The sequence below is a fragment of the Paenibacillus sp. p3-SID867 genome, from assembly GCF_025142895.1.
Lineage (GTDB): Bacteria > Bacillota > Bacilli > Paenibacillales > Paenibacillaceae > Paenibacillus_AQ.
In genome coordinates this window covers 80035-105427 of sequence record NZ_JAMBDM010000008.1, presented here as the reverse complement: position 1 = coordinate 105427, position 25393 = coordinate 80035, and the positions used below count along the sequence as shown (strand labels likewise).

Here is a 25393-nt window from a genome sequence, read left to right as displayed (position 1 = left end):
CCTAAATGTCAATACATCATGACAGAGCGCATTCCTCAATTTCAAACCCTAGGTCTTCAATCAATTCCCAGTCTGCATTATGGGCCTGGCCTTCTGTTGTTAAATAATCGCCGATGAAGATCGAATTGGCCGCATATAATCCCAGCGGCTGCAAGGAGCGCAGATTCACTTCACGGCCCCCTGCAATCCGAATCTCCTTCGCAGGGTTAACAAACCGCATCATGGCAAGAATCTTCAAGCACATCATCGGGGTCAATTCTTTACGTCCTTCAAGAGGAGTGCCTTCAATCGCATTCAGAAAATTGCAAGGTATCGAATCGGCTCCAAGCGATTTCAGAGCAAACGCAATCTCCACCCGCTCTTCCAGGCTCTCGCCCATTCCGAAAATGGCTCCGGAACAAGGGGACATTCCTGAAGAGCTTGCCTGCCTCACGGTTTCTAAGCGGTCATCGTATGTATGCGTGGTCGTAATCTGTTCATAGTTATCTTTGGAAGTATTCAGATTGTGGTTATATCGATGCACGCCGGCATCAGCGAGCTTGCGCGCATGATCCTCATTCAAAAAGCCCAGACAACAGCACACCTTCAGCTGAGTCGTCTGTGTAATCTCCTTCACTGCTGCGACTACATGATCTATCTCCCGATTGGAAGGACGACGACCGGAAGCAACGATGCAATAGGTTCCCGCCTTCCGGCGAATCGACTCACGCGCGCCTTCGAGAATTTTGTCTTTGGTAAGCCATGCGTATTTATCAATAGGCGCTTCCGACACGATGGACTGGGAGCAGTATCCGCAATCTTCAGGACACAGACCGGATTTTGCGTTAACGATCATGTTCAGCTTAACCTTGTTCCCATAATACTCGCGGCGGATTCGATATGCAGCTTGCATAACAGTCAGCAGTTCCTGATCCTCGCTGTTCAGAATGGCCAAAGCCTCAATCGGCGTTATTTCATGCCCTCGCACAACGTGATCAGCCAGCTTCGCCCAATCATAATGAATTTGAGTCGTCATATCTTCATTCTCCCTCTCTGTTTAAATGTAAACCATTTCAAATCATGATTAGGTTAACAATAAGGGTAATAATAGCATAGATGACAAAACAGTGACAATCCTTCATGGCAGCTTTTACAAAAAAAAGGATTGCTTCATCCATGCCAGCTCGGCTTGATGAAACAATCCTCTTCCTCGTTAATTACTCATTGGGCTTTATGGCGTTCGCTTGGGCAGCATTTTCACATATTCATCGGACAGCTTCATTAACTGCAGAATATAGTCATAATCGCCGCGATACGGCGTGATGTCCGTGACGGGCTCGAGCGTCTCCAGTGAAACCGCCGTGCCATCCTCAAATCCGTCACCGGGAACGAACAGAATGTCATTATTAAAGAAAGAGCCTGTCGGCAAATAATATCTCATCCCGATTACATTGCGGTCCACATTCAGCAGGTCATGCCCAAATGCGTTAAAGCCTTCATCGTCAAGCGATACGCCTAAAAGGTTAGCGACGGTTGGCAGAATATCGACCTGACCCCCCACCTGCTCGATGACCTTTCCTTCCTTCATGCCGGGTACATGAATGACAAGCGGGATATTAAATCGGCTGACCCGCTCATGGTAAGGAATGCCCAGCGTTGACGAGATCATCTCGGCGTCGGCTTCTGCCGGATTGATGCCGAAGTGATCCCCGTACACCACCAATACGGTATCGTCCCACAATCCGTTCTGCTTCAGACGGTCAACCAGAGTACCGAGTGCATAATCCGAATAATTCACCGACTTCAGGTAATTCCCCAGATGGGTCCCTTCCAGTTCAGCCGGCAGAGTGATCTTCGCAAATTCATCCTTCACATGATATGGCGAATGGTTGGATACCGTGATGTAATGGGCATAGGTAGGCTTGTTCTGCTGTTGATTCTCCAGCAGCTTATCCACGCCGACACGGAACAGCTCTTCATCGGAAGGTCCAAACTCATTGAAGTTATCATTCGTGAAGTAGGGCTTGTCGTAATAATGCTGAAAATCAAGCGCCGGGTACATTTTGCTTCGATCCCAGAACTTCACGTCATTCACGTGGAATGTCGTCGTAACATAACCGTGCTTGTTCAAGAGACGCGGCAGACCTGGCAGCTCTTTATTCCCGAATCCGGTGGACATCGCCACCGTTCCGGTTGGATAAATCGATGTATTGACCGCAAATTCGGCATCCGAAGTGTTGCCTTGCCCGATCTGTTGGAAGACATGCGGGAAATACAGGCCGCCATCTGCGAGCTGGTTCATCACCGGTGTCAGCTCCTGGCCATTCAGGGACTGACCAACCGGAAAATTCTGCAGCGATTCCATCTGAACGATGATCAGATTTTTGCCTTTGGCAGCGCCGTAGTAGTCCGGCTTGTCCTTTGCTTCCTTAACGTAAGGATACGTCGCCAGGAGCTGCTGGGAGCGCAGAATCGTGTCTTGCAGACTCCCTTCGGCCAGCGCACGGTTCTCCTGCGATATCCGGATCACGGAGGAAACCTGGTAATTCATGAATCCCATTTGCTCCGCTCGCACGATTTCATTCTCGATTCCCCATTCTTTACGGATGATAAGTCCGGACAGAACACCCGCAATGACCAGCACAACCATCATGGATATGCGCCACTTCATGCCAGGCCTGCGCGAATAGGAAACGGAATAACTGGAACGGACTCCGCCAAAATGCAATCCTCCTCGGGTGCGGGAACGAATTTTTCGAACCGCCCATATGATCACTAGGACCAGCAGGTCCAGGAAGAAGAGAAAGTGCTCCGGCTCTAACAAAGCCGTAATGCTGGCTCTCACCTGGTTTACTTGCCCGATCCCCGCAAGCGCGGTATATGTCGGTATGGACCCGAAATGAACGTTATAAACAGCGGACGCAAACATGATGAAAGATAATCCGACATTTAAGATCACATAGACCATCTTTTTGCCTCTTACCGGCAGGAGCAGCTCCAGAAAGCTAATCAGCGCCAACAGGGATAACGCGTCGGTAAGCACCTTACCCCATGCGACGCCATTAAACAGAAACACTCTTAGAAGGATCAGCTTCAATAAGAGCGTCAAAAAAACGAGTATGCATAATCTCAACCTTTGTTCAAGGTAGCGTTCCATTTTCCATTCCCTCTTTTGTGTAAAAATAATGTTAAATTGCAGCTTCCATTATAACAGGAATGTAAACGTCAATCTAATCTGCCCATTCCTTCGCCCTCCCTGTCAATTGTCCAATGCATGATCCTTACGTATCACGTAGGATAAAGCATCCCAAACAAAAGGCTGGAGGGTATAAGACATGAAGATGGTTGTAACCGGCGGAGCAGGCTTTATCGGCTCCCACCTGGTGAACGGACTCGTGAATCAAGGCTATGAAGTCCATGTGATTGATAACCTCACAACCGGAGATCCAGGTCGCCTTCACAGCGAGGCGATTTTACATGTTGCCGATGTAAACAGCCAGCAGACAACGGCGTACATCTCCGTGCTGAAGCCGGACGTTGTGTTCCACTTGGCCGCACAGGCCGATGTGCAGCGGTCGATCAAGGAGCCTCGGCTTGATGCGGATGCGAATGTAATGGGCACCATCAATGTACTTGAAGCTTGCCGCAAAGCTGGGGTCCGTAAGATTGTGTTTGCTTCGACGTCAGGCGTATATGGAGACCTGGAGAAATCTCAGCTGACGGAGGTTGATCCGGTTAATCCAATCTCCTTCTATGCCCTATCCAAGGTGGCAGGCGAGCAATATATCCGCTTATACCACCGCTTCTTCGGCCTGCAGTACACCATTCTTCGTTATGGGAATGTCTACGGTCCGGGTCAGACTGCGAAGGGGGAAGGCGGTGTTGTGGCGGTATTTGGTGACCGCCTGCGTCAAGGTGCTCCGTTTCATATATACGGCGATGGCGAGCAAACCCGGGACTTCATTTATGTCAAGGATGTGGTTGAAGCAAACCTCGCCTCCATTCAACACGGGGACGAGAGTGTTCTACATGTTAGCACCGGAACCGGCCATACCGTCAATTCACTCGTCGATCACATCAGCAGACTGCATTCTGACCGCATTGATGTTCACTATTTGCCCGCGAAGAACGGCGATATTCTGCACAGCTGCCTGAATAATGAGAGGACCCGGGCATTGCTGCAGTGGAGTCCGTTATTTAGCCTGGAAGAAGGCATGGAAGAAACCTACCGCCACTGGCTTCGCACATCCTCGTTTAGCCAATAAACGGCAGGCGACCAAACATAAAAGCAGCCTTATTCCTCGTTAAACCGCGGAGGCATAAGGCTGCTTTTATGCGTACATTTAACATCAAGGGGTTTACAACCCTATCGATTGAAGCAGGCCGGCAAAATTCATCGCATAGATATGCGGATTGAAATGCTGCTCGACATGTCTCTTCGCCTGGTCTCGAATCTGTTCACGAAGAACAGGTTCCTTCATGAGTTCAAGCGCTTCGGTAACGGCATGGTCAATGTTTCCGAGCACATAAAACTTGCCTGTGTAGTTATGATGAACGGAGGTGGATACCCCATCCGAATCGGTTGTCAACACCGGGCAGCGGCAGCTCATCGCCTCAAGCACCGCATAAGGTGCTCCCTCTACCTTGGAAGTGCAGCACAGAAATCCGCCTGAGTCTCCAATAATTGAATAGTAATAAGGCATCTCGGCATTAGGCACGTTGGACCGAAGGGTTAAACGATCCGACAGGCCTAATTCATCAATGAGTAATAGGAATTGCTCCCTTTCTGCCGGCTGGCTGAGCTCACTATCCTCGAACATCCACATTTGGAGATCAGGAACATGCCCCTTAAGCGCATGCCCGACATGAAGAAACTCTCGCCAATTCTTGTTATCCTCGATCCGTCCAAGCCATGCCATTACAGGGCTTGAGGGTCTCGGATAAGAATGGTACGTGAACCGTTGACTATCAAAACAATTGTTGAAATGAAACTGCGGCTTATGCGGATACAGCTCCTGGAACAGAGCGGCAATATGCGGGGTATTGGGATTGAGCAGCGCGTCAGCATATTCATTCACATATGGAACTGCCTGTGCAAGCTGCGCATGGGCAACGCTCTTGGGTCCATACCCTTGAATCTCCAGCACGAATTTCCCTTTGAACCCCAGCATTCGAAAGCGCGGGAAACTGGCGTGATCCGTCGTAACGACGATGACGTCAAAATTATTCGAATCCAAGATGTGCTTGATCTCGATGTCATTGCGGGTGACGTAGATGGGGAAGTCCGCAGCATTCTGCATGCCGGACCCCCAGTTATAATACAGGCAATGCGCCTCGATTCCGGCTAGTCGCAGTGCACGGCATCGCTGTCTGTTTAATGTCTCGACCCCCCCGCTCGGCACATAGTAGACGAACAGCACCTTCATGTCGCACCCCTCCCCTTATTCAATCACTTGAAAATCAGAATGTGAGTAGACGGCCACAAGCTGTCCCTCATTCTTGGCATGTAAGGTAACCAGCGTAGTGAACGCGTAGTTAATATTGGTCACAAGCAGAAGGCTGAATGCCATATTATGGTTCGTGATATTGGGAACATTCACTGTATTTCCAACTGCGACATGAGTCAGTCCGACATAATAGACTCCATGGGGGTGGTATCCATGTATGAGGACATCAAAATCTTCAGTTCCTGCATTGGTAATCGTTAGATCCACCGACTGGATATACCGCGCATCAATTTGACCATACTCCACTGCATCTAAACGAAAGATGGACATTTCATTCCCTCCTGGCTATGGCAGCATCATTAATATCAGGTTATGTAACTACCTCTTCGCGTGTAAGGGCATATCCATAGTGACGATCATCCAATTGTGAGTTACTTGATCCCTGGTCCAAGCCAAATCTTTCAAATTCGCATTTAATATAATGTAAGCACATCTAAAGAAAGGATCGGTGACAAGGGATGTTGAGCCTCCAAGATATCAAAGGCCCCTACCATGCGATATTCAGTTTGGGAAACAACTGTTTGCCGGGTATTGAGCTAAGAGAACACGGTTTGCGCAGATTTGCCGGACCTATCGATTGGATGGGTACTCCGGTGCTGCCTCAAATATCAAGAATGCTTCGCAATCGGTTTGAAGGCATGCTGGTGTATTCCAACTTACTCATGGTTAATCAGGCTAGTGAAGAGCTGTATAATATCTGGGATCAAGAATACGACCTCTATCTTAACCATGATTTTTATGTGCATAACAATTTCCCTCCCGATCTGCTGGGGTATCCGGATGTTAAGGTTAAATATGATCGTAGAATTGCCAGATTTCTGCAGACGTTGGGAAGCGGGGGCCGCATTCTCTTTATCCGAACCGATTCCAGCCGCGAGGATATTAAGGAATTGGTAGATTCTTTGAAACAACTATGCTACGGACCTTTCCATGTGCTCGCCGTCAATCATGAACCTGTCCAGGAAATAGAAATGTTGGATTGGAACTTAGAGCATGTTTGCGCTGTAAAAATGCCGAATGTCGATATCTGGTTCAGCAACCGCTTTCGCTGGAGTTTTCTGTTCCAAGGCATGTATTTGATCTAACTTCATAACACGAGATTCGGATCGAATCATCACATGTTCCCTTCTCCATACGACAATGGCAGACCAATATTAAAACTTGGTCTGCCATTTGACATAGGTTCTTAAACATAGTTTACCGGTTCATCCGGGAGCTTGTAATCTTTCGGAAGCGACTGAAATATTCGGTTCCAAATAACATAATCGACCAATACGTCCGGAGTGGATCTTTGATTGACAAAAATCCTGTTGTACAAATCACTCATTACGTTAAAGGCTTGCTGATTCATAAGCTACTCACTCCTTTTTACTGGGATGATTTCTGGGCGATGGCGCCGTAGTATATGTTCAGCATACGTTCGATCATTAGATCCATGGACCAATGCTTATAGGCGAACGTCTTGGCGTTATCACCCAGAAATTTTCGATAATCCTCATCTCGGAGCAGCAAATTGAGGTGCTGGGCCGTGCTTCCCGGATCTCCTACAGGGGCTAACAATCCCGTGAAACCGTGAGTTACCATTTCGGGCAATCCCCCTGCGGTCGATACGACGCTCGGGAGACCTGCCATTTGGGCTTCCATAACCGAGTACGGCTGGTTATCTTGAATGCAAGTATGGACAAAGATATCCGATTGGCTGAGCAGCCCCGGAACGTTGTCATGCTGTCCAAGGAATAACACCTCATGCTGCAGACCCGACCTTATGGCCTGCTCTTCCAGTTGCCCTCGCATGGCGCCATCCCCTACAATCCAGCACACCCAGTCGTTTCGCATCCGCTTGAGAATAGCAAGGGATTCAAGCAGCACATGAATCCCCTTCACGAACACCAATCTGGCCGGACAGATAATGACCTTTTTCCCAGGTGGTCGCCGATGTGACGATCCCGCTCTATATTTTGCCTGAAACGCTTCAGCGTCCAGACCATATTGAAACACCGTTATCCGATAATCAGGTACCCCGCAATCGCTCATAAGAACATTCTTGGACCATTGATTAGCCGTAATCGTTAAATCAGAGGACAAGGCCGCATGATACTCAATGGCTGGAAAATAACGCCAGGCGGGACTTCCTTCATTAACGCCTTGTGCAGGATTATTTCGAAATATGTCCTTCATCTCACGTGCGACAGAGCCGTGGATATGCGATACAAGTGGCGTGCGCTTGGGTTTTACCCTACTTAAAGAGCGTGTCGAAAAACTATCCTGTGTATGAATGATATCGTATTGCTCCAGCCCGAAATAGGCTGCCGCCAGCTCCATACAGTAACGCTCTAGCTCATAAAAGCGTATCGCACTATGCTGATTCAAACCAGGAGCCGTCTGCGGATCAAGCTTTGCCTCCAGCATGGGCAGCAAAACTTCTTTGGCTAGTTCCTTCCTTTGGTTGACAATATGGATTTTCTTGTAATCCGGACTGTTTCCGAGCAGATCAACTTCATGACCCAGCTGTTCAAGACGTTTCTTGAGCTCCTGCATGAAGTTATATACTCCGCCAACATGAGGGAGTAGCCAATGGGTTGCCAGTAGTATTTTCATGGTATCCCCCATTATCGGCCAAGCTGAGCCAAATGCTCAAGTACATGGCGGTAATTGTTTTTCACCATCTCATATTCTGGAAGAATTCTCGCTTGATGACGGACCGTACCCATCTGGGAATGTACCCGATACATCGTAAGCATATCCGGTATGAATCCAAAAGAAGCTCCGCTCATTAACAGACGGATCCAAAGATCGAAATCATGAGTGTAGGGAAGCTGTGGATTAAATAGACCTACCCGGTGAAGCCAGTCTTTCTTCATAATGACCGTGCAGCCGTTAATCGGATTGGAATACGTGAGCTGACGGGCCAAATCTGCATGAGACGCCATGGGAATCCCTTCGTACGGCGTTGTCACCCGGTTGTGCTCATCAATGACGCAAAAACCGGTATACGTGACATCGAGTCCGCTGCTCAGCATATACGACATCTGCCGCTCAATCTTTTGGGGGACATAACGATCATCCGAACTGAGCCAGGCAATATAATCACCGGAAGCATGCAAAATGCCATGATTCAAGGCGCTGGCCGTTCCGCCGTTACTCTTGCCCATATAGTAGACTCTGTTCATGTAGGGTGCGATCAGATGTGAATATTGAGTTGACCCATCATCTACGACAATGATTTCTACGGCAGGGTACGTTTGTTGTACCGCACTTTCCAATGCTTGCTGTATATACTGGCAGTTATAGAAAGGTATGACTATCGTAACCGTCGGCATCATCCCCTGTCTCCTCCTTCTGCCTAACTTGATATATGATCTCAATACATATCATGGGTTAGTACACCATATGCAGTGCACTCGCATTCCGAAAGGGACCCCTGTCCCCTGACATTTGACCAAATAACAGGCAGACGGCTTTTATAGGATGAACGATAGGAACAGCTTCTTGTACATCGTGCGCCCCCCCCCCCTCACTGCACACACAGTACATGGTCCAGCATGCCGGGAGGGCTGTCGACCACATAAAACAAGCTGTCCTCCCGCTTGTCAGCTGGGAGAACAGCTTCTGAAACCATGCGATATTAAATTAGAAAAACAAGCGGAGCCCCACCAAAGTCAGGATCCCGACAATGACGGTGGCAAACAGGCTTTTTGTGAGAAAAGCGGTTAGGAAAGCGGGCACGGCTGCAATCAATTCTAGTGAATGCCCCCCTGGATCTACACGTCCATCCGATAACAGCAGCTCCTGAGCTAGCAGTGCTCCCATGACGGCAATCGGGACATGATCTAACCACCGGATCATCGTCTCGGGAATGCGGAGCTTGCTCAGAATCATAAGCGGCAGAACCCTTGGAATGAGGGTTACGACAGCACAACCGATAATCAATATTGCGATAGGCCATCTTATTTCCATCGTTCGATCACCATCCCTGCAGTAGCCGCAACCACAATCGCGACTATGACCGCCGCGCTTCCCGGCATAACTGTACTGACAGCTACCACTGAGACGGCGGCAGTCATAACCACCATGAAATCAAGTTTATACTTCTTCCGGCTGATCCATTGCAGAGCCAGCAATCCGATAAACATCCCCGGCAATGCAAAATCAAGGCCAAACTTCTCCGGCTCGGGGATCCACTCCCCGACTAAACCGCCTGCTACATTGGCTGCGCACCAGAACAGATACGCCGTAATATTCAGGCCGACCATCCATTTATAGCCGAGTTTTTTCTGCTCGGTGGCCTTGGCTGCCGCTACACCAAATGTCTCGTCGGTTAACAGGGAACCGATGAAGAAGCTTTTGCCCGAAGAAAGACCTTTAAAGTAAGGAGCAAGCGCTGCGCTTAACAGCAGATGCCTGGCATTCACGAAAAATATCGTTACTATGATCGATAGGATCGGGCTAGCAGCCGCTATCATCCCTGCCGCAATAAATTGCCCGGAGCCCGCATAGAGCAGCAGCGAAATGAGCGCGATTTCGAGCAGGGTGAAACCTGCGGTGCGCTCGACAACACCTGCCGCAAAACCGATGCTTAAGTAGCCCAGGAGGGTTGGAATACAATCTTTGAAGCCTTGAAGATAGGTGTTTCCCTGGCTCCCCTCCATACTAGCGGAGAGCCGTTCTGACTTGATGCTCATCTGTGTTCGATTCCTCTCTCACTCTACAATTCTATTTTTAATTACTATGAATTCTTCCCGCCGCCTTGTCAACGCTGTTACACCATTTTCTCATCAAAAAAAGCGCCCCAGGAATGCTGCTCATTCGCCAGGAACGCTTTTTCATTCGGTTTATTAGCTGCTTAAGGCTTTAAGATGACTTTGATACAGCCATCCTTCCGCTCATTGAAGATATCGTAGCCATGGGCAGCCTTCTCCATCGGAAGCCGGTGTGTGATGATATCCGAAGGGTCCACAGTTCCTTCTTTCAACATTTGATAAAGGCGCGGCATGTAATGAATGACCGGTGCCAGCCCCATTTTTAACGTTATGTTCCGTTCGAACAGTTCTCCAAGCGGAAAGGCATTATAAACAAGCCCGTATACGCCAGTTAGCTGGATGGTCCCGTATTTGCGAACCATAGACACAGCCATGCGGAAAGCACCCAAGGAGCCTCCCTGCAGCTTCAGCATGCTGCCCAGCATTTCAGCAGGGGTCCGTTTGGCATCCAGACCAACACAATCAATGACAACATCTGCGCCGCCCTTGGTGATCTCTCGGATATAACTCTCCATTTCGGGGATCTTCTCAAAATTGTAGGTTTCCACGTGATTGGTTCGTTTCGCATGCGCGAGCCTGTAATCCACATGATCAATTGCAATCACCCGCTTCGCGCCTTTTAGCCAGGCAAACTTTTGCGTTAGCAGTCCAATGGGACCGCAACCCAGAACGACCACGACATCGCCTGGTTTAACCCCTCCGTTCTCCACGCTCCAGATGGCTGTGGGCAGCGCATCGGAGAGCATGAGCAGCTTCTCATCTTCCATCTCGGCGCTCTCAGGTATAACAAAGGGCATGGAATTCCCGTAAGGAACCCGCAAAAGCTCTGCTTGCGCACCTTGAAAACCGCCGTACGCATCACTATATCCAAAAAAACCGCCGGTATTCTTGCCCACATTCGCATAATCGCATTGGCTCTCCATGTGATTCTGACAAAACAGGCATTTTCCGCAAGATACAATAAAAGGAATGATCACACGGTCTCCCACTTTGACCCTGCTTACTTCAGGACCTGCGTCCACCACGATGCCCATCGGCTCATGGCCGATAATGTAATCATCGTTCAGCTGTTTTAATCCACCGTTGTATAAATGCAAATCCGATCCGCAGATGGCCGTGGTGGTAACTCGAATCAGGACATCGTCGCTGTGCTGTAGAACGGCGTCCTTCATATCCTTTACTTGGATCCGATGTCTGCCTTGATAAGTGACTGCTTTCACACTCGAAACCCCTTCTAGAGTCGATATCCATTTTTGTAAGGATTTGACTTTTTTAGGTTCAGTGTGCGCCATTTCAACCAGAACTACTCCGGCAGAGCAAAAATAAAGCGAAGTTCACCCCAGCGCTTCGGGTTGAAGGTCTACAGGCTGCTTTTTCGATTTCCCGACTTTCAAGAATAATACCAGCCCTAACAGCACGAGCGCCCCCCCTGCCGCCTGCAGGGAGTTCATCGACTCATTCAGCAGGAGAAAAGCCAGTAAACTCGCTCCAACCGGCTCTCCAAGAACGCTCATCGATACGGTGGAGGCTGTGGCATACTTCATCAGCCAATTGAATAATAGATGGCCGAATACCGTTGGCACGACAGCCAATAAAGCAAATATTCCCCACTCTCGTCCGGAATACCCCGTCATCGGAATGTTCATTCCCACGTTATACACCGCCAGTACGGAGGCCGCTACTGCAAAGACAAGCCAGCTGTATAAGAATGAAGGCAGACGCCGCAGCAGCAATTGACCCAGGAGCATATGCACGGCGACCGCAGCCGTCCCCAGCAGAGACATGATATCACCAGTCAAATGCCCCTTGCTCCCACTGAGTCCGCTGCTCCCAATGAGAAGGAATACGCCGAGGAAAGCGATCGCCATGCCGCCGATTGCCGCCAGCGATGTTTTCTCCTTAAACCAGAAGTAAGCGCCTATCATCACAAACACCGGCTGAAGGGCAAGGATAATTGTAGAGCTGGCTACACTCGTCCACTTCAAGGAGCCCATCCATAACAAAAAGTGCAGGGCCAGCATCGAACCGGATAGAAGAAGAAGCAGCAGTTCAGAACGCTTCAACGATTTGATAGCCGGCGCATATTTGCCCGCGAAGGGCAGCATGATCAGGAACGTAATCACCAGTCTGTACATCGCTTGAATGGATACGGGACTGGTAGACCATTTGACGAATATGGAGGAAAAAGAAATAGCGATGATGCCGATAAACAGAGGGATAAATACAGGGATCGGTGCTCGGTTCGAATTCATGATGGTTAAATGATTCACCTTTCGTGTTATATTAGAGAATGATTTCAAAATTAAACTTTCGGAAAAGGATAATTGGCATGAAAAAGAAAGACCTTCGCAACCAAATGACCCCTCCCAAATTTCTGGCAATCGGCTTTGCTTCGATTACACTGATTGGGACATTCCTGCTCAAACTTCCCATCGCTACGGCGGACGGAACTTCTACCCCAATCGTAGATGCTCTCTTCACTGCGGTTTCCGCCATCAGTGTAACGGGTTTAACCGTTGTGGATACAGGTACCCATTGGTCCATATTTGGACAAATTGTCATGCTCATGCTCGTTCAGCTTGGCGGATTGGGCTTTATGACCTCAGCCACCTGGATTGCATTGATGTTCAACCGCAGAATCTCGCTTCGGGAGCGCATGATCCTTCAGGAAGCAATGGGACAATACCAAATTCAAGGGATTGTAGACCTCATCCGAAGAGTGCTCGTCTATACGCTGATCATAGAAGGGGCAGGCGCATTATTGCTGACGCTCAGGTTCTCTGCCATCATGCCGCTTTCCGATGCGGCTTACTTCGGCATATTCCAGAGTATTTCCATTTTCAACAATGCAGGCTTTGACCTCTTTGGCCAAATTCACGGACCCTTCTCAGGATTTGCAACCTATGTAGCGGATCCTTTTGTCAATATTATTCTCATGCTTTTGATCTTCCTTGGAGGAGTCGGCTTTATCGTCATTTTTGATCTTATTGAATATCCGAAATGCAAGAAACTGTCTCTTCACTCCAAGGTTGTATTAACCGTAACGTCACTATTAATCGTAATTGGGGCTGTCATGATCTTTATTCTGGAGCATGGCAATCCCAAAACATTAGGGCCGCTTTCATACCCTGTAAAAATCATGGCTTCCTTATTCCAATCGATCACTCCCCGTTCCGGTGGCGTCAGCACCTTGGATATCGCGAGTCTGGAGCAATCCTCCCAGTTCTTCATGATTCTCCTGATGTTCATCGGGGCAGCTCCCGGATCAACGGGAGGCGGAATTAAGGTGACTACTTTCGCCGTACTCATCGGTGCCGTCGTTACGATGATCCAGGGAAAACGGGATGTTGTTCTCTATCGCAATCGAATCTCCCAAGCCCTGGTTTACCGTTCCATTACACTAACGATTCTATCGTTGCTGCTATTGGTGGGAGCTTCCATGTTTCTGTCCATTACGGAATCTGGCGAATTCTTAAGAATTCTGTTCGAAGCCGTATCCGCGTTCGGTACAGCCGGGTTATCCATGGGACTTACAACCGAGCTGTCCGGGGTTGGCAAGGTGACCATTGCCTTGCTCATGTTCCTTGGCCGGTTAGGTCCGCTAACCCTTGCTTATGCGCTTAGCCGCAAGAATAATAAAGAACTGTACCGCCATCCGGAAGGCCGGATTACGATTGGTTAATTGTACTCCTCCCCTGTCGGAACATTTCTTGCGATTATCGAATGTGGTCAGCTTACCTGAAAGCTTATACAATCTTAAACAAACCGTACACTTCCCCCTTCCATGGGAGGCGTACGGTTTGTTTCATTGGAATACATATCCAAAATCGACTTATTCGCCGAACTCACTGGCATCGATGGCAGCATCCAGCAAGTCATCAAACAATTCGTTGTCGGCTTCAATCCGCTCGTCAATCTGAAGAAACTGCTCCTCGATTCCAGGCTCGCCAGCGAAGTTCAAGCTGTAGTCCCAGTCCCGGCCATTCTTGCTCAGGAAAGTGATCTCGTAGGCTGATGCATGTCCATCTATAGAAAATACGGTATATCCTACGAACTGATCGCTATCATCCCGCTTCATATCCGCACGCTCGATTCGGACTTCTGACACGTTTTCACGCTCCTTCTTTACGTTGTAAAGCACTCACAAGACTCAGTATATCACTTTTCCTGGCAGCTGATTATTGTTTTTCTTATACGCCTTGATCTAGTATAATATGGGTTGGTAAATTAAATTGCATTGGAGGGTACCAAATGTCCGATTTCAATACATACTTGGACAAATATGCCGAGTTGGCTGTAAAGGTTGGAGTTAACATACAAGAAGGACAAACCTTAGTGGTTCATGCTCCTGTGGATTCCGCCGAATTTACTCGCTTGATTGCCAAAAAGGCATACGAAGCGGGTGCCCGCCTGGTTAAGATCCTGTGGACCGACGAAACGATAACAAGACTTCAATTCGAAAAAGCTGCGGATGACGTCTTTACCGAGGCGCCGAAATGGTATGCCGGCGAAATGACGGAATTGGTGGAGAACGGCGCAGCCATTCTGCACGTGCTTGCCGAAAATCCCGACCTGCTCAGCGGCATTGATTCCGAGCGTATCGGAAACTTCTATAAAGCGCGCGGTGAAGCATTGAAGACCTATCGCGCTTATCAGCAGTCCGACAAGTTTAGCTGGTGTCTGATCGCTGTGCCTTCAGCAGCTTGGGCAGCCAAGGTGTTCCCGGATGTGCCGGAATCCGAACAAGTCGGCAAATTGTGGGATGCCATCTTCCACACCGTGCGTGTGGATCAGGATAACCCGGTTGAAGCCTGGAACAAGCACCTCGAAGTGCTTGAAGCGAAATCCACCGTATTGAACGCTAAGAAATACAAGAAACTCCACTATATCGCACCGGGAACCGATCTTACCATCGAGCTGCCGGAAGGGCATATTTGGGCGCAAGGCGACAGCATCAACGAACGCGGACATTCCTTTGTGGCTAACATGCCAACAGAAGAGGTATTTACCGCTCCGCTCAAAACAGGCGTCAACGGAATCGTACACAGTACGAAGCCTTTGAGTTATGCCGGAAACATCGTGAACAATTTCTCCCTTACTTTTGAAGAAGGTAAAGTGGTCAGCTTCACGGCAGAGCAAGGTTATGAAACCCTTGAGCGTCTCCTGAACATGGATGAAGGTGCCCGTTATCTTGGAGAAGTGGCGCTGGTGCCGCATCAATCCCCGATCTCGGAGTCCAACATCCTGTATTACAATACGTTGTTTGATGAGAATGCCTCCAACCACCTTGCACTCGGCAGCGCTTATGCTTTCTGCTTGGAAGGCGGAAAAGATATGAATCAGGAGCAATTGATTCAAAGCGGTCTCAATACGAGTGTAACCCATGTTGATTTCATGATCGGCTCCGGCGACATGGATATTTACGGAGTGACGGCGGATGGCAAGGAAGAACCGGTATTCCTGAAAGGAAACTGGGCATTTTAAGAAACGGGACAGCATAAAGCAGCTATTTCATATGAAGTAGCTGCTTTCTTGAACTTTTCCGGCCTTTAATTGACCCGAGGTTGATTTACAAACGGAAAAATTGTGTCATAATCAAGAAAGCGCATCAAATTACTTATTGATAGCATAAAGGAATTGGAGGGGCTCTCATGTCCAGCTTTGAACAAAAAATGGAACGCTACGCGGAGCTTGCAGTCAAGGTGGGTGCTAATGTGCAGCCGGGACAAACGCTCGTCGTTAACGCGATGATCGATGCTGCACCGTTGGTACGTCTTATCGTGAAGAAAGCTTATGAAACGGGTGCCAAGCAAGTAAAGGTGAACTATAGTGATGAAGTTGTGAACCGGATACGGTACGATCTGGCACCAGACGAAGCTTTTCTGGAGCCGCCGACATTTTATGCGGAGGAAGTAACCGAGCTTGCCGAGCAAGGGGCTGCTTTCTTGACCATTCTCTCCTCGAACCCTGATCTGCTTAAAGGCGTTGATCCGGAGCGTATTTCCAATTACCAGCGTACATATGGCGCCGCTATGGCGAAATACCGGCAATATCAGCAAGCCGATAAAATGAGCTGGACCGGAATTGCCTATGCTTCCCCTGATTGGGCTGCCAAGGTGTTCCCTGACGTTCCGGCCGAGCAGCAGGTGGATAAAATGTGGGATGCGATATTCCACGCGGTCCGCGCGGATCTCGATGATCCCATTGGTGCATGGGAAGAGCATATCACGACCCTCCAGCACAAATCGGATGAGCTCAATGCCAAGAAATATCATAAGCTCCGCTTCACTTCACCAGGGACGGATCTTACGATCGAGCTTCCGGAGGGACATATCTGGGCCCAAGCGGGCAGTCACAACGAGAAAGGCGAGCGTTTCGTTGCCAACATTCCGACGGAGGAAGTGTTCACCGCTCCGCTCAAAACCGGTGTGAACGGCACCGTACGCAGCACGAAGCCTTTGAGCTACGGCGGCAACATCATCGACAATTTCTCGATCACGTTCGAGAATGGCCGCATCGTCGATTTCTCCGCGGAACAAGGCGAAGATACCTTAACCCGCCTGATCTCCATGGATGAAGGCTCGCATTATCTTGGCGAGGTTGCCCTTGTTCCTTATCGCTCCCCGATCTCGGAAAGCGGTATTTTGTATTACAACACACTGTTTGACGAAAATGCCTCCTGTCACCTGGCCATCGGCAGCGCGTATGCCTTTAACCTTGAGGGCGGCAAGACCATGACGTCCGAACAGCTTCAAGCTAGCGGTCTGAACACCAGCATTACCCACGTTGACTTCATGATGGGCTCCAAAGAGCTTCATATTACCGGAATCACTCATGATGGCAAAGAGGAGCCTGTATTCATCGACGGCAATTGGGCCTAAACCGCTACAATTTCGTTATCTGCTGGATAAGCACATCCGATAATAAGATCGGAAATATGCAACAGAGCAGTCTTTTAATCAGAGGCTGCTCTGTTTTTTTCATAATGGACCTTCTAGCCCCTTCCCTTCCCGATGCAACTTCAACCCTATTTCGATTAATACCGATAGAATCCCGAGCATATGATGAAGAGATGGACGCGTATCTAAGATTGCCATGTAAACTCATACGCTAATGTGCTTCAACCACATGACTTCATAAGAATCTACCCGTTCCCGGGAGCAGTCTTTAGAGTCGGCTGTTATTAGAATTAATAGGGCTTTTTCACCCGATATGTTGTAAAATGATGAGAGAAATAGGATGGTTACACCAGAGAGGGGATTATCGCGTGTCCAACCGATTACAGCTCCTCCTTGCAGCAGATTTCGCTGATCTGAGCGAACCTATTCAGGAAGAAGTCTATTATGAATTTTATGACCTCGTTTATGGACAGATACTGTATGTCGTACGGGATCATGCTGCTGTTGAGGATATCATTCAGGAGTCCTTTATAAAAGTGATTACAAGTAAGCCGAATTTTGAAACCGAAAGCAAGATGCGGGGATGGCTCCGTGTCGTCGCCAAAAACTCAACCATGAATTATTTAAGAAAAAATAAAAAATACCGTAACCAAGTGGATGTCGAGAGTGTTTTTATTAATGAAGACGACGTGGTAGTTTCTTCCACGAACGTCGAACATCAGGTGGAGTCAAATATGCTGGAGGAATCCATCGAGCATTATCTCGACCAATTGAAGCCTGAATACAAACTATTGATTGAGTACCGTTGGAAGCATAGTCTGACGTACAAGGAAATCGCGGAGCTGCTGAATACTCGCGAAGAGATCGTGAAGCAGCGCTTGTTCCGAGCCAGAGAATCCGTAAAGAAAATGCTGTATAGAGAGTGGGGTGAATTGGATGAGCAACGAAAAATACGATGATTGGTTTGATGAGGCCTTTGATGAAGCCTTTGATCGTGCAGCTTCACGTTCCTCACTCCCTACTGACATTGAATCCAAACGACAATCCTGGCAGCAGGTTCAGCAGCAAATCAAACAGGTACACAAAAAGAAACAGCGTCGACGCAATTTTCAGTTAGCCGGAGTCATCGCAGCATCGATGGCCTTTGGTGCATTGATATTCTCTCCTTTCTCTGTAACTCAAGCGGTAACACCGGTTTATCAGGAGATCAAGGATTGGGGAAATGGTGTGGTGACCCAAATTTTCGGTATGCGAGAGCCTGTTGATAAGAGCAAGGCATTAACGGCACCCCCACCGGAGCAGGGAATAGAGCCCGAAGGGTATGTACCGCCAGCTCAATTAGTGGAAACCGAATATATTACTTTCACAGATAAGGATGAATCTCTGACAGAATCGCAAAAACGCGCACCATTTAAAATACCAAAAATCAATTATCTTCCGGAAGATTACAAATTCTATGAGGCAACAGCATTAATAACGGATGAAAATCCAGCTTTTGAAGAGCTTCATCTTCATTATAAAAATTCGGAAGAAAAGTTTTTCCATATACATCTTATCGGGATGACATTTGGTAAAATGATCAATCTCAATGGGGATATTAAGAAGACGATTATTCTTGAATCCGGAGCAAAAGCCTATTTAACCGAGACTAACCTTCGCTTCTTATACGATAATGATCAAGTGATTGTATCCATTAGCGGCTTCTTCACAGAAGAAGAATTCATAAAAATTGCAAACAGCATACAATGATTTTTTAGATGATCTAAAAAAGAACAGGTTGTTTCCAATAAAATGGTTGAAGACAGGCTTAAGGGCTGGTCTTCGACCTTTTTGTTCCATGGCTGCCACACAGATCAGCAGATGACGGGCCAGCGATGGGTGAAACGATTCCTGTACGAAGCGTCTTTCTACGCAAAAAAAGAGGGTGCCCTGCAAGATCTAGGATCTTGCGAGGCACTCCCTTCATAAATCCAAATTCGTATTATTGTGCCACCAATATCGAGCTCGTGTGATAAGTTCCTTCTTCATATGTACCGCTCTCTTTGACCCAGTGAATCGTCTTGGCCCGATAATAATAACCCGCCTGCACACTAAAAGTTTTGCTTCCGCTCAGAGAGGCCCTACTTGTTCCGTTATCGTATGAAGCTCCCGAATCAACCCAAGCGGAGCCCGTCCAGCGTTGAAGAACATAATTGATTCCCAGAGAATCTACAGCTTGAGAAGCACTGGTAGTGGCGCTAATCCCTACTTGAGTACTGCTTACTTTCCCTATCGAAGAAAAATAATCCATCAAATATTTATTGGCTAACGTGTTGAGAGAAGAATTCAGGTTCATTTCCACCGGAGGCGGAGTCGTTAACGCACCGGGTGCAATGTCTGTAGCCGAATCCGCGTAAGCCCCTCCTGCCAGAGATAAACTTAATAGAACACTGACTGCAACCGCTGAAGCTATACGTTTAGGACTGCGTACTTTTGACATCATATCACCTTTCTTTCAATGTAATAGGAACATCCATATTTTAACACGCAGTGACAGAACAAAAGTATCTAATTCTTCATGGATTGATATATTTTTTGAAACTTTTCTGCAAATAAAAAGAAGCCTCGACATATTATGTCGAGGCTTCTTCTAATATCCAGTTTACGCACCTGCTTCTTCCTGAATCAGCTGCTGCTGCTGCCTGATCAGACGAATCCGCGAGATCCGTTTATTCTCGGTCTCCTCAATCACAAAGCGATAATCCTCATACATGACGGATTGACCTTTGTGTGGGAGCAGCACCTCAAGACGCGAGGACAGCCATCCACCGATCGTATCATAGTCTTCTGTATCCACGTTCAGACCAAATTGGTCATTAATTTCATCGATCAGCATCAATCCATCAATGGAGTATTCATCCTCCCCCACCTTTTCAATGCCCGGACGCTCTTCGTCAAACTCATCTTGAATTTCACCGACGATTTCTTCCATGATGTCCTCCAGGGTTACGAGTCCTGAAGTCCCGCCGTATTCATCAATTAGAATGGCAATTTGCGTCTTGCTCCGCTGCATTCTTCGCAGCAGATCGCTGATCTTGATCGACTCAGGAACAGCAATGATCGGGCGAATCAAGGAAAGCTGGTCGCGAACGAAGCCGCGCATCAGATCTTTAATGTGAATAAAGCCAATGATATGATCCTTGTCTTCGTCACAAATCGGATAACGGGTTCGCATCCCCTCGCTTGCGATCTTTAGATTTTCTTCCAATGAAAGATTGTTGTATAAGCAGATCATTTCTGTTCTTGGGATCATGATCTCCCTTGCTGTCGTATCAGCAAATTCAAAAATGTTGTCTACCAACACCATATCCGTACTATCCATCAGGCCGCTCTCACTGCTCTCTTTCATCATATCCCGCAGTTCTTCCTCGGTATGAACATTCCGTTCAACCACCGGTTGCATCCGGAATAGACGGAGAACATTATTGGAGAGCCCATTGGCAAACCAGATAAACGGGAACATCATCGTGTAAAACACCCGCAGTGGGCCTGCTGATAGCAGCGCAATTTGTTCCGCCTTACGAACAGCCACCGTCTTGGGCGCCAATGCACCAAATACAATGTGCATAAGTGCAATCAGGATGAAGGCAATTACCAAGGACACGGCATGAACGGCTGTATTGCTCCAGCCTATGCCATGAAACCAAGGCGTAATCATGGCGGATATCGTTCTTTCGCCAATCCATCCGAGTCCAATGGACACGATGGTAATACCAAACTGGCATGCGGATATATATCCGTCCAGGTTCTTCAGTATGTTCTGCGCAAATTTTGCACGTCTATGTCCTTCTTCGACCAGAGCGTCAATACGGCTGCTTTTCACTTTAACGAAAGCTAATTCAGCCGATACAAAAAATCCATTTAACAGGACGAGAATCAATACCAAGGTTAAACTTATCAAACTCGGTAAGGGGTCACTCAATCGATCTCCTACCCGCCATACAGCATGCTATGACGAATAGGAACACCTCCTTCGGTTATTAAAAATGTGTGGTGCCATCAAGCATAACAGCGTGTTCGGACTACGCATCAACTTCCCAATGGTCTCATCTCCTTGTCTTATTCCGACTTAATCAAGCTATATAATTAATTATATAGTACTACGATACACAGTCAAACGTTGTCTTATGACATTAATCAGCGTTGTTATAAGCTTTAATTTGATTCTCAGCCGTTAGCACTCGTTTTTCAATGAATTGATATATTCTATGAATAAACATTCAAAATGTTAATAGAATACGATGAATCCGCACGCGTTGGATGGAATAAATCGCATGACATTGAATATTTCAAAGTATAACATAAAGAAATAACCCTCGTTTACGCCTGAGTAAACGAGGGTTTTTTATGCAATCGGATCGATTATCTAGCCGTTGGTGGCGGATTGCCGATAACACCTGGATATTGATAATGAAGCGGCTCGTCGAACACGACATAATCCAGGTTTACCATCAGCAGGATGATACGGCGGCCTGTCGACCGTTCGCTGATAATGATATGATCGCGTCCAGCAGCTTCGACCACACCTGTGAACACCTTGGCATTCCATTGCGAATTGTTTTCATAGGTCATGTAGAAGGTTCCCTGTTTGCCCAGATTCAGTCGTAGAATATTCTCTACATAGGATTGTTCGAATTGCGGGGCGGGAACAACGGTGCCTCCTGGAGTCATTGGGCTTCCGCTAGGCACCTGCGGTGGAACGTTCGCCGTATAACCAGCCGTCCCGCGGTTCGGCACTCCCGGATAACGGACTCCATTCATGAAGTTCACAGGTGGCACACCTTGATTGTACATAAGTAATTTCCTCCTTTAATTTATAACTCCCGCCTAAGCGGTTGTATAACATGAATCAAAAAACGGACGGGCAATCGGCATATGTCGGGGTGAAGAAACAGTGTGCTTTGAATCGGCCTGTGTTCTGCTGATTGTACCAGGTTGCCGGGCAATCTCCTGCCGGCCGGAAAAACCACAGCGCGTTGCTAGCCGGCCATATGCGTTCCCCATTAATGACCCTTTGGGCTAGCCGACGATCCCGATCCCTGGCTCGTTGATAAAAATAGCCTTTCTGTGTTGCTTCAAAACCACCCGGGCTCTGAAAAACCATATCGTTCATGCTGCGGATGTTTCGAAAATCCAGGCAGTTGCCCAATATCCGGTTCACTCCGACATTCCCGACCATGAGCATGCCCTGCTCGCCTTCGCCTTCTGCCTCTGCGCGGATCAATCTTGCCAGAAGATCCACATCATTCGAATTCGCTTTGATGACTGCCACAGAGTTCCCCTCGCTTCCTTAAGATCACTTTGTATTTGTATGTGCATTCGCCCATAAATGTGACTATGTGAAGAGAAAAAAAGTTCCTTACCGCGGTCCAGCGCGGTAAGGAACTTTACGCTTCCTGTTTCTATTCATGACTGCACAGCATGATCGGAATAAACATATCTGAACGTATACTCTCCTGAGCCCGCTTGAATCACAACACCCGCTTCACCATCACGTGCAGATTGAATCCCTCTCGCTTCGTCTAGAGGTATCGCCTCTCCTTCTGTAACGCTTGAAGCATTAAAAACGCCTGGCAGTCGGATCTCCGCTGTTGTATTAGGCGGGATGGTTACCTCTAATTGAAACTCTCCACGACTTTCCAATCTCCAACTTGACCGGACGGATCCGTACAGCGTATCGATCACGCCTTCAGCCCATGTCAATCCTTCGCCCGGCACGGGCGCAATCACGATATGCTTATAACCCGGCGCTTCCTCCACGGTTTGTATGCCGGCAACCGTACGATACAGCCACTCGCCAATGGCTCCGTAAGCATAATGATTAAATGAATTCATATCCCGGCTCCAGAAGCTGCCATCTTCCTTAATACCGTCCCAATGCTCCCATATCGTGGTGGCGCCTTTCGTAACCGGGTACAGCCAAGAAGGATAATCCCGCTGCAGCAACAGCTTATAGGCCGCGTCATGCATGCCATGCTGACTCAATACATGGTTAATATAGGGTGTTCCCACAAAGCCTGTCGTTAGATGAAATCTACTCTCCTCCAGCAGCGAATAGAGACGTTTCGCTGCTCGTTTTTCCGCTTCTTCATCCAGCAGCCCAAACATGAGCGCAAGCACATGCGCGGTCTGAGTCGAAGCCGCTAGCCTTCCTGACGGGGTCACGAATTCGTTGCGAAATGCAGCGACCACCTTTTCTTTAAGCTCCGTATACAGGGCGGCATCTTTTTCCTGCCCCAATACGATCGCCGTTTTCCTAAGCAGATCTACCGAATAACAATAAAATGCCGACGCTATGATATCCCGCTCTGTAGCACCCACATAGTCGCCGGATTTCGCATCAAGTCCCAGCCAGTCCCCAAAATGAAAGCCGGTATTCCACAAATACTCATTCTCCCCCTGTGCCTGAATATAGGAGACCCAGCTCTTCATGCTCTTATATTGACGTTCCAATATCCGCTTGTCGCCATAACTGACATATACCGTCCACGGGCATATGACCGCTGCATCTCCCCATGCTGCTGAAGCATAGGCTTCATCGCCAAGCACATGAGGGACAACGAAAGGCACTGCCCCGTCGCCACGCTGCTCTGTAGCCAGATCGGATAACCACTTGGTGAAGAAAGGAGCCACGTTCGCTAGATAGGCCGCCGTTCCAATAAACATCTGTGCATCTCCCGTCCAGCCAAGCCGCTCGTCACGCTGGGGACAATCCGTGGGCACATCCAGGAAATTCCCCTTGAGCCCCCATCGAATATTGCTCTGCAATTGATTAACCATGGGATCTGAGCATTGAAAAGTTCCGGTTTCTTCAAAGTCCGAATGGAGCACAACTGCTTCGAAAACCCCACGGTTCAGCTGCTCCTCCGTGAAACCGTCTAAGCGGACATACCGGAAGCCTTGGAACGTAAACCGTGGCTCATAGGTTTCTTGTCCTCCACCTTTTAACGTATACTGAATGGTTTGTTTAGCGGTCCGGAGGTTCTCCGTATAAAAGTTCCCCTCGGCATCCAGTATCTCCGCATGCTGCAGCGTCACGATAGCACCCTTCGCGCCGGACACGCTAAACCGGACCCAGCCCACCAGGTTCTGTCCGAAATCGAGGACGGTTTCACCTTTGGGTGTAATCAGACATTCAACGGGCTGCACCTTTTGGATGGCTCTTACGGGCTCGTTAATCTGAGGCTTCAGCATGTCAAACCCGTGATCGATCGTTTCGACACCATGCCAATCATTTGAGTTAAAATCTCCTGAGCTGAAGCCTTCCAGCTCCAACCGGGCATCGTAGGTTTCACCATGATAGAGTTCTGACATCGTGATCGGGCCTTTGGCCGACCGCCAGCTTGAATCGGTTGCAATGACTTCTTCGCTCCCGTCTGCATACGTAATATGCAGCTCCAGCAAAAGGGCTAATCGATCCCCATAGATTGCGCTCCGTTCTTCCCATCCCAATTGTCCCCTGTACCATCCATTTCCGAGCCAAGCGCCGATTCCGTTTAGGCCAGCGTTCAGCATATCCGTCACGTCATAGCTTTGCGTCTGTATTGCATGTTCATAACTCGTCCATCCGGGTGTGAAATAACAATCTCCCACCCGCTGCCCGTTCAGTTCCAGTTCATAAAGGCCTAAGGCCGAGGCGTATATTCTCGCCTTCGCAATGGGCGACTTCAAGCTGAAGCTCTTGCGAAGGAGCGGTAGATGAGCAGAGTCGGCTGGTAGCAAAGATCTAGGTGCCGTTATCCATTCCCCTATCCATTTCTCTCCCTGCAGTTTACCCGTCTCCCAATAGGCTGCATCCGACCATTCCGATACCCCCCCGGCTTGATTCCAGACGCGGACTCGATAAATATAGCGCTTACAAGACGATACGCTCCATTCGCTTAATTCCACATGAACCGATTGCGAAGAAGCTACTTTCCCTGAAGTCCAAAAGGGCACAGCAAAACGATCATCATTCGAAACTTCAATCTCATAGGCCGTTTGCCTGAATGCCCTTTCGTCCGAGACCAGCTTCCAACTTAAACGCGGATGCTTCTCGCCGATTCCAATCGGATTATGCTGATACTCACATCGTAAATCCGTAACGCTGAACATAGGCTATCCCTCCGTTCACCTTCATTAAAGGTTATTGCCACAATCAAGTTTTATAGGCCGCAACTCGGGATGTGCGCTTCCCTAACCGTGCCTGTTTCAACTATTATTATAAGTG

Annotated in this window: 24 protein-coding genes; 7 read left to right on the top strand and 17 right to left on the bottom strand. The window is 48.3% G+C overall.

From position 1 onward, the window contains the following. Positions 1–16: 16 nt before the first annotated feature. Positions 17–1015, bottom strand: coding sequence for a biotin synthase BioB (gene bioB, locus M4D81_RS17400; RefSeq protein WP_260067474.1), 999 nt, complete (start codon positions 1013–1015; stop codon positions 17–19). Between the two features lie 195 nt (positions 1016–1210). Beyond that, entirely contained in the window at positions 1211–3136 is a 1926-nt protein-coding gene (locus M4D81_RS17395) for an LTA synthase family protein (protein ID WP_260067473.1), read from the bottom strand. Positions 3137–3314: 178 nt separating this feature from the next. On the opposite strand from M4D81_RS17395, the gene M4D81_RS17390 reads away from it, so the two are divergent. Next, positions 3315–4244 carry an NAD-dependent epimerase/dehydratase family protein gene (locus tag M4D81_RS17390; protein WP_260067472.1) on the top strand — a complete coding sequence of 310 codons (930 nt, stop codon included), beginning with the start codon at positions 3315–3317 and terminating at the stop codon, positions 4242–4244. A gap of 93 nt (positions 4245–4337) precedes the next feature. Here M4D81_RS17390 and M4D81_RS17385 read toward each other — a convergent pair whose 3' ends face one another. Both M4D81_RS17385 and M4D81_RS17380 read right to left on the bottom strand, forming a co-directional pair. After that, positions 4338–5405: a glycosyltransferase family 4 protein gene (locus M4D81_RS17385; protein WP_071224340.1), complete on the bottom strand. Its 1068-nt coding sequence runs from the start codon at positions 5403–5405 to the stop codon at positions 4338–4340. 15 nt (positions 5406–5420) lie between these two features. Continuing rightward, on the bottom strand, positions 5421–5756 hold the full coding sequence (locus M4D81_RS17380; RefSeq protein WP_071224341.1) for a hypothetical protein: 336 nt from the start codon (positions 5754–5756) through the stop codon (positions 5421–5423). A gap of 188 nt (positions 5757–5944) precedes the next feature. Here M4D81_RS17380 and M4D81_RS17375 point away from each other — a divergent pair, with 188 nt between their 5' ends. Then, a complete protein-coding gene (locus M4D81_RS17375; protein WP_071224342.1) occupies positions 5945–6571 on the top strand; it encodes a DUF1796 family putative cysteine peptidase in 627 nt (208 codons plus the stop codon). A gap of 101 nt (positions 6572–6672) precedes the next feature. Here M4D81_RS17375 and M4D81_RS17370 read toward each other — a convergent pair whose 3' ends face one another. The 7 genes from M4D81_RS17370 to M4D81_RS17340 all read right to left on the bottom strand — a co-directional run bounded on the left by M4D81_RS17370 (position 6673) and on the right by M4D81_RS17340 (position 12498). Beyond that, on the bottom strand, positions 6673–6837 hold the full coding sequence (locus tag M4D81_RS17370; RefSeq protein ID WP_194542138.1) for a hypothetical protein: 165 nt from the start codon (positions 6835–6837) through the stop codon (positions 6673–6675). A gap of 17 nt (positions 6838–6854) precedes the next feature. Beyond that, positions 6855–8084, bottom strand: a complete 1230-nt coding sequence (locus M4D81_RS17365; protein WP_260067471.1) for a glycosyltransferase family 4 protein — start codon at positions 8082–8084, stop codon at positions 6855–6857. A gap of 11 nt (positions 8085–8095) precedes the next feature. Continuing rightward, entirely contained in the window at positions 8096–8809 is a 714-nt protein-coding gene (locus M4D81_RS17360) for a glycosyltransferase family 2 protein (protein ID WP_194542136.1), read from the bottom strand. 307 nt (positions 8810–9116) lie between these two features. Next, positions 9117–9443, bottom strand: a complete 327-nt coding sequence (locus tag M4D81_RS17355) for an AzlD domain-containing protein (RefSeq protein WP_071224345.1) — start codon at positions 9441–9443, stop codon at positions 9117–9119. Further along, positions 9434–10168 carry an AzlC family ABC transporter permease gene (locus M4D81_RS17350; protein ID WP_260067470.1) on the bottom strand — a complete coding sequence of 245 codons (735 nt, stop codon included), beginning with the start codon at positions 10166–10168 and terminating at the stop codon, positions 9434–9436. Before M4D81_RS17350 ends, M4D81_RS17355 begins: the two co-directional genes overlap by 10 nt. 161 nt (positions 10169–10329) lie before the next feature. After that, a complete protein-coding gene (locus M4D81_RS17345; RefSeq protein ID WP_260067469.1) occupies positions 10330–11466 on the bottom strand; it encodes a zinc-dependent alcohol dehydrogenase in 1137 nt (378 codons plus the stop codon). Between the two features lie 114 nt (positions 11467–11580). After that, positions 11581–12498 carry a DMT family transporter gene (locus M4D81_RS17340; protein ID WP_194542132.1) on the bottom strand — a complete coding sequence of 306 codons (918 nt, stop codon included), beginning with the start codon at positions 12496–12498 and terminating at the stop codon, positions 11581–11583. A gap of 77 nt (positions 12499–12575) precedes the next feature. Between M4D81_RS17340 and M4D81_RS17335 the strand changes: the two genes are divergently transcribed. After that, positions 12576–13928, top strand: coding sequence for a TrkH family potassium uptake protein (locus M4D81_RS17335; protein ID WP_071224349.1), 1353 nt, complete (start codon positions 12576–12578; stop codon positions 13926–13928). 150 nt (positions 13929–14078) lie between these two features. Here the strand turns inward: M4D81_RS17335 and M4D81_RS17330 are convergent, their stop codons facing one another. Further along, a complete protein-coding gene (locus M4D81_RS17330; RefSeq protein WP_071224350.1) occupies positions 14079–14354 on the bottom strand; it encodes a hypothetical protein in 276 nt (91 codons plus the stop codon). A gap of 143 nt (positions 14355–14497) precedes the next feature. Between M4D81_RS17330 and M4D81_RS17325 the strand changes: the two genes are divergently transcribed. The 4 genes from M4D81_RS17325 to M4D81_RS17310 all read left to right on the top strand — a co-directional run bounded on the left by M4D81_RS17325 (position 14498) and on the right by M4D81_RS17310 (position 18894). Further along, the gene (locus tag M4D81_RS17325; RefSeq protein WP_260067468.1) at positions 14498–15730 is read left to right on the top strand and encodes an aminopeptidase; all 1233 of its coding nucleotides are present in this window, start codon (positions 14498–14500) and stop codon (positions 15728–15730) included. Positions 15731–15897: 167 nt separating this feature from the next. Next, positions 15898–17127, top strand: coding sequence for an aminopeptidase (locus tag M4D81_RS17320; protein ID WP_260067467.1), 1230 nt, complete (start codon positions 15898–15900; stop codon positions 17125–17127). Between the two features lie 386 nt (positions 17128–17513). Next, positions 17514–18104, top strand: coding sequence for an RNA polymerase sigma factor (locus tag M4D81_RS17315; RefSeq protein ID WP_071224353.1), 591 nt, complete (start codon positions 17514–17516; stop codon positions 18102–18104). Continuing rightward, a complete protein-coding gene (locus M4D81_RS17310) occupies positions 18082–18894 on the top strand; it encodes a DUF4367 domain-containing protein (RefSeq protein WP_260067466.1) in 813 nt (270 codons plus the stop codon). Before M4D81_RS17315 ends, M4D81_RS17310 begins: the two co-directional genes overlap by 23 nt. A 232-nt stretch (positions 18895–19126) precedes the next feature. On the opposite strand, the gene M4D81_RS17305 is transcribed toward M4D81_RS17310, so the two are convergent. The 5 genes from M4D81_RS17305 to M4D81_RS17285 form a co-directional block, all read right to left on the bottom strand. Continuing rightward, a complete protein-coding gene (locus M4D81_RS17305; RefSeq protein WP_233354823.1) occupies positions 19127–19627 on the bottom strand; it encodes a hypothetical protein in 501 nt (166 codons plus the stop codon). A 159-nt stretch (positions 19628–19786) separates the two neighbouring features. Beyond that, entirely contained in the window at positions 19787–21106 is a 1320-nt protein-coding gene (locus M4D81_RS17300; protein ID WP_216531156.1) for a hemolysin family protein, read from the bottom strand. A gap of 440 nt (positions 21107–21546) precedes the next feature. After that, a complete protein-coding gene (gene gerQ, locus M4D81_RS17295) occupies positions 21547–21945 on the bottom strand; it encodes a spore coat protein GerQ (protein ID WP_397376706.1) in 399 nt (132 codons plus the stop codon). 88 nt (positions 21946–22033) lie between these two features. After that, positions 22034–22456: a cell wall hydrolase gene (locus M4D81_RS17290; protein WP_194542125.1), complete on the bottom strand. Its 423-nt coding sequence runs from the start codon at positions 22454–22456 to the stop codon at positions 22034–22036. Positions 22457–22590: 134 nt separating this feature from the next. After that, complete coding sequence (locus tag M4D81_RS17285; RefSeq protein WP_260067465.1) at positions 22591–25278, bottom strand: glycoside hydrolase family 78 protein; 2688 nt, start codon at positions 25276–25278, stop codon at positions 22591–22593. Positions 25279–25393: the final 115 nt, after the last annotated feature.

Coding starts and splice junctions, on each gene's coding strand:
- bioB (WP_260067474.1), bottom strand. CDS start 1,015: ATGACGACTCAAATTCATTATGATTGGGCGAAGCTGGCTGATCACGTT.
- M4D81_RS17395 (WP_260067473.1), bottom strand. CDS start 3,136: ATGGAACGCTACCTTGAACAAAGGTTGAGATTATGCATACTCGTTTTT.
- M4D81_RS17390 (WP_260067472.1), top strand. CDS start 3,315: ATGAAGATGGTTGTAACCGGCGGAGCAGGCTTTATCGGCTCCCACCTG.
- M4D81_RS17385 (WP_071224340.1), bottom strand. CDS start 5,405: ATGAAGGTGCTGTTCGTCTACTATGTGCCGAGCGGGGGGGTCGAGACA.
- M4D81_RS17380 (WP_071224341.1), bottom strand. CDS start 5,756: ATGTCCATCTTTCGTTTAGATGCAGTGGAGTATGGTCAAATTGATGCG.
- M4D81_RS17375 (WP_071224342.1), top strand. CDS start 5,945: ATGTTGAGCCTCCAAGATATCAAAGGCCCCTACCATGCGATATTCAGT.
- M4D81_RS17370 (WP_194542138.1), bottom strand. CDS start 6,837: ATGAATCAGCAAGCCTTTAACGTAATGAGTGATTTGTACAACAGGATT.
- M4D81_RS17365 (WP_260067471.1), bottom strand. CDS start 8,084: ATGAAAATACTACTGGCAACCCATTGGCTACTCCCTCATGTTGGCGGA.
- M4D81_RS17360 (WP_194542136.1), bottom strand. CDS start 8,809: ATGATGCCGACGGTTACGATAGTCATACCTTTCTATAACTGCCAGTAT.
- M4D81_RS17355 (WP_071224345.1), bottom strand. CDS start 9,443: ATGGAAATAAGATGGCCTATCGCAATATTGATTATCGGTTGTGCTGTC.
- M4D81_RS17350 (WP_260067470.1), bottom strand. CDS start 10,168: ATGAGCATCAAGTCAGAACGGCTCTCCGCTAGTATGGAGGGGAGCCAG.
- M4D81_RS17340 (WP_194542132.1), bottom strand. CDS start 12,498: ATGAATTCGAACCGAGCACCGATCCCTGTATTTATCCCTCTGTTTATC.
- M4D81_RS17335 (WP_071224349.1), top strand. CDS start 12,576: ATGAAAAAGAAAGACCTTCGCAACCAAATGACCCCTCCCAAATTTCTG.
- M4D81_RS17325 (WP_260067468.1), top strand. CDS start 14,498: ATGTCCGATTTCAATACATACTTGGACAAATATGCCGAGTTGGCTGTA.
- M4D81_RS17320 (WP_260067467.1), top strand. CDS start 15,898: ATGTCCAGCTTTGAACAAAAAATGGAACGCTACGCGGAGCTTGCAGTC.
- M4D81_RS17310 (WP_260067466.1), top strand. CDS start 18,082: ATGAGCAACGAAAAATACGATGATTGGTTTGATGAGGCCTTTGATGAA.
- M4D81_RS17305 (WP_233354823.1), bottom strand. CDS start 19,627: ATGATGTCAAAAGTACGCAGTCCTAAACGTATAGCTTCAGCGGTTGCA.
- gerQ (WP_397376706.1), bottom strand. CDS start 21,945: ATGAATGGAGTCCGTTATCCGGGAGTGCCGAACCGCGGGACGGCTGGT.
- M4D81_RS17285 (WP_260067465.1), bottom strand. CDS start 25,278: ATGTTCAGCGTTACGGATTTACGATGTGAGTATCAGCATAATCCGATT.